Origin of the sequence: Streptomyces recifensis (assembly GCF_002154615.1) — a bacterium.
GTDB classification, from domain to species: domain Bacteria; phylum Actinomycetota; class Actinomycetes; order Streptomycetales; family Streptomycetaceae; genus Streptomyces; species Streptomyces griseoluteus.
The window spans coordinates 1-4,296 of sequence record NZ_MUNH01000596.1; the positions used below are offsets into that span (position 1 = coordinate 1).

4 protein-coding genes and 1 pseudogene are annotated in these 4,296 nt (G+C 74.6%); 1 reads left to right on the forward strand and 4 read right to left on the reverse strand.

All coding sequences use genetic code 11. The features are described 5' to 3' along the window. The 4 genes from CCN33_RS26745 to CCN33_RS26760 all read right to left on the reverse strand — a co-directional run. Nucleotides 1-1,192 (reverse strand): protein kinase domain-containing protein (locus CCN33_RS26745; protein WP_167387958.1); only part of this gene is annotated, 1,192 nt, incomplete at its 3' end. A gap of 3 nt (nt 1,193-1,195) precedes the next feature. Next, entirely contained in the window at nt 1,196-2,896 is a 1,701-nt protein-coding gene (locus tag CCN33_RS26750; RefSeq protein ID WP_086696017.1) for a trypsin-like serine peptidase, read from the reverse strand. Nucleotides 2,897-2,957: 61 nt separating this feature from the next. After that, the gene (locus CCN33_RS26755; protein ID WP_279628214.1) at nt 2,958-3,221 is read right to left on the reverse strand and encodes a DUF3253 domain-containing protein; all 264 of its coding nucleotides are present in this window, start codon (nt 3,219-3,221) and stop codon (nt 2,958-2,960) included. 18 nt (nt 3,222-3,239) lie between these two features. Next, nucleotides 3,240-4,103 carry a LysR family transcriptional regulator gene (locus CCN33_RS26760; RefSeq protein WP_086696018.1) on the reverse strand — a complete coding sequence of 288 codons (864 nt, stop codon included), beginning with the start codon at nt 4,101-4,103 and terminating at the stop codon, nt 3,240-3,242. Nucleotides 4,104-4,196: 93 nt separating this feature from the next. Between CCN33_RS26760 and CCN33_RS33275 the strand changes: the two are divergent. Next, nucleotides 4,197-4,296 (forward strand): annotated as a pseudogene (locus CCN33_RS33275) (dehydrogenase); the annotation flags it as partial.

Here is a 4,296-nt window from a genome sequence, read left to right on the forward strand (position 1 = left end):
GGCCGCCGTGCAGGGGCTCGGGCGCGGGGCCGAACAGGGCGGAGAGGCGCGTCACTTGGCGGCACGTGGGAGGGGCTGCCACCACTTGCCGTACGACACCGCTGAGTTGCTCCGCGAACTGGCGGGCCGATCCGAACCGCCGCCACGGCTCGGGATGGGTGGCGCGCTCCAGCAGCAGGTGGAGGGAATCGACGCCGGGAGCGGAGCGGTCGGTCCCGTAGGAGCGGCAGACCTCGCGGAGGGTCATGCCGAGGCCGTAGAGGTCGAAGCCGGGAGTGGGGCGCAGATGCTCCGGGTCGGACTCCGGGGGAGCGTATGCCCTGGTGAACGCCACTACCGGGCCGGTGTCCTTGGTCTGGCTGCGCACCGCGCCGAAGTCGATGAGCCGCACCCGGTCGAGCGCGCCCGCCGGGTTCTCCTCCCGGAAGCGGATGATGTTCAGCGGCTTGACGTCACAGTGCAGCAGGCCGCGCGCGTGCAGGTAGTCGAGCGCCTGGAGGACGCGCACGCCGTGAGCCAGCAGGGTTTCGAGACGGTCACCGGGGCGGGCCGCGAGCGGTTCGCCGGGGACGTACTCGAGGACCAGGTGCGGGCCCTCCTCCTCGTAGCCGAGGATGCGGACGATGCTGTCGTGCCGCAGTTCGACCAGGATGTCCCGCTCGTGCAGCGCGGTCTTGGCCACCGACTTGTGCAGCGCCTTGAGGACGACGTCGGTCGCCAGGTTGCGGTCGTGGGCGAGGTAGGCGGCGCCGTACGCGCCGGAGCCGAGGGTGCGCCGGACCTCGTAGCGGTCGGCGATGGTGAAGCCGCCCGGCTGGGCGAAGTCGAAGCCGGTGCCGCACTGGGGGCAGAAACCGCTGATCCGGCCCGGCTCGCCGTCGTGGCCGCGGCCGACCGGCTGCCCGCACACCGGGTTGGGGCAGAAACGGTGCTGCTCGGCCACCGGCTCCGAGGGCACGTCCGGGACCTGGAGGGCCTCCGGGGCCTGGACCGGGTCGACCAGGCCGAGGCCGTACCAGGGGTCGGGGCGGACCTGCGCCACGCCCGCGCTCGCGCCGGTCCGCGCCGGGGGCTCGGGCCCCGTGCCGCCCTGCGGCAGGGGCAGCCGGTCGCACCGGTCGCAGAAGCCCTGTTCGTCGATGGTGCCGCGCCCGCAGTCGGGACGGTTGCACCGTTGGCGGCTCGTCGTCACCCGTCACCTCTCCTCGAACCGGCGGTTCACCTCGTCGACGTAGCGCCGGACCAGCTCGCGGGCGGCCCCGAGGTCGACCGGCTCGGTCTGGAGGGCACGCGCGGCCGGGGCGTGGCGTTCGGCGAGCGGGCGGTCCTCCTCGCCGAAGTACCGGGCGGCCCGGACGCGGTGGAGTTCCAGGGAGGTCGTGAGGTCCTCATGGGCCGTGGCCATGCGGCGCAGGCCGTGCTCGAACCGGGTCAGGGCGGCGCGGGCGTGGGCGGCCTGGTCGTGGATCGCGCTGAGTTCGGAGTTGGGCCCGGTCGCACGGGCCACCGCCAGCCGGACCCGTAGGCGGGGCGCGGCCAGCGGCGGCAGCCGTGGCGCGGCGAAGAACCGGACGCCCCACTCCAACTGGAGCGCCGAGGCGGCCTCCTCCTGTGCGGCGAGCCGGCCGACGGCCGCCTGGACCTCGACGGCGCTGACGCTGCGAGCGGGGTCCCCGCGCAGCGGTTCGGGGTCCAGGGAGACGTCGTGGGCCAGGTGGGGCGGGGGTGTGCCCTCGAAGCCGAGGACGAGACGGAGACCTCGGGGGCGGGCGCGGGCGGCCAGCCGGCCCAGTAACTGATCCACGAGGGCCTCGGGGTCCTGGGCCCGGTCGACCCCGCCCACCACCAGACAGGCGGGTGGCCTGCGGCGCAGCAGTTGCCGCCGGACTTCGTGGGGGTCGCCGCCGGGGAGCCCGAAGCGGCGGGTGAGGTAGCCGGCGAAGTCGCCGACCGACCTGCCGCGGGCGTCGTAGGCCGCGTCGATGGTGCCGAGCCCGAGGACCGTGTCGCCGGGGGAGTCGGTCAGCTCGGCGTCCGTGACACCGACGCGGGCCGCCGGGTCGGCCGTGCGCACCAGCCGGACCAGCCAGGAGTCGCCCACGGCGGTCGTGCCGCCGGTGCCGACGACGGCGGTGCCGGACCAGCCGCTGTCCAGCAGCCGGGTGAGCTCCTGGGTCAGCGCCAGCCGCAGCGGGTCACCGAGGACGTCAGCGGGCAACTCGCCGCGTGTGGCACCCAGTTCGTCGTTGCGGTCGCCGCCGGTGAACTCCTCGATCGTGGGGAGGTACCGGAGGATCGTCTCGGTCGGCAGCATCCAGGCCGCCTTCTCGTCGCCGTTGACGTAGTCGGCCACCACGATGCCGATCACATGGCCGTCGAACTCCCCGCCCACCGCCATCGCGCCCGCGCCGGAGTACCCCGGCTCGATCCAGGGGACGCCCTCGCGCATCCGGCTCAACTGGCCCCACTCGCCCTGCCGGTGACCGGACCCCGCCAGCCGGGCGTCGGCGCCCATGCCGAACGGCGCGTCCCGCGGGAACCCGTACACCTGGACCGTGCCGCCGGAGATGGGCGCCTTCCACAGCCTGGTCCGGATGCCGCATCCGGCCGGCTCGTCGAGTTCGAGCAGTGCCACGTCCCCGCGTTGCGTGCCCTCCTCGTGCACCCAGGTGCCCGGCGCCACGTAGGCGGTACGGCTCCACTCCGGGCGGCACGCCACGCTGGTGATCCGCAGGCGGGACGTGGTGCCGCCGGGCGCCGCCCCGGCGTCCCGCACCACATGGGCGCAGGTCAGCACGTGCCGGTCGTCCAGCAGCACTCCGGCGCCACAGGGCCTGCGCTCCTCGTCGTCCACTCGCACACGCCACGGCCGGTCACTGTGGTGATGCAGAGCCATGCGCCAACGGTAGGGCAAACCAGGGGAGTTTGACCCCAGGCCGTCGGGAGGAGGGGGCGCGTCACCGGCGTGCGCGGCGGATGCGGACGGGCCCGCGCGCCTCGGACTCCTGGACCGGCTGCCCGGAGCGGGTCACCTCGACCTCACCGGCCGCGACCAGCCGCCAGGCCGCCCGGCGGGCCGGTTCCATCAGGTCCCGCCAGCCGTCGTCGTCACCCTCGTAGGCCGCGCGGGCAGCGTCGGAGGGGCAGATCGAGGAGGTGTCGGCGCGCTGTTCCAGCAGGCGCATGATGGTCTGCTCAAGCCGCCGGTCCGGGTCCGTCACACGACCAGTCTGGCACCGTCAGAGCCGGGTCGCCGTACGGATCAGACCGGCCAGGGCGACCGAGCGGCTGTGCGCGGGCCAGGCGATGTGGGTGACGACCGGGGGCGCGTCGGTGAGGGGTACGGCGGCGTGCTCGGACCACAGCCAGGCGCGGGCGGACTCGGGGAAGACGGCCATCGTGCGGCCCAGCGCGATCAGTTGGGCCAACTGGGTCTGGTCGTGGATCTCGGGGCCCGGCCCCGGTGGATACGAGCCGTCGCGGGGCCAGCGGGCGTGCGGCAGGCCGGGCACATCGGTGATGTCGGCCAGGGTGAGGGTCGCGCGGGCGGCGAGCGGGTGCCCGGCGGGCAGTACGGCGATCTGCCCCTCGCTCATCAGCTCCTCGTGGTCGAACCCGGCGAGGGAGTTGAACGGGGCGTGCATCAGGGCCACGTCGGCGCGGCCGTCGCGCAGCATCTCCTCCTGCTCGCACATCCCGCTGGGCAGCACCTCGATCTCGGCCGCGCCGGGCTCGGCCGCATAGGCGCCGAGGAGCTTCTGCAGCAGGTCGTGGGAGGCCGCGGCCTTCACCGCCAGCACCAGGCGGTCACGGGTGCCGCCCGCACCGCCGGCGTCGCCCGCGCGGCGGGTGCGGCGGGCGGCGGCGGTGGCCGCGTCGAGCGCCACCCGGCCCTCGTGCAGCAGCACCTCACCGGCGCCGGTCAGGGAGACGCCCCGGCGGTCGCGGGCCAGCAGCACGACCCCGAGGCGCCGCTCCAGCCGCTGGATCGCCCGCGACAGCGGCGGCTGGGCCATGCCGAGCCGCTCGGCGGCACGGCCGAAGTGCAGCTCCTCCGCGACGGCCATGAAATACCGCAGCTCACGGGTCTCCAACGCCTCCATGTCCGAAGCGTAGACCCGGTCATACCCGCCGGGTATCACAGCCCACCGCATCGGTGTTGGCACCACCCCCGCTCGGCGAGCGAGCATCGAGACATGAGCGAAGCGAAGACCGCGCTGGTCACCGGCGCGAACAAGGGAATCGGGTACGAGATCGCGGCCGGCCTCGGCGCCCTCGGCTTCCGGGTGGGCGTCG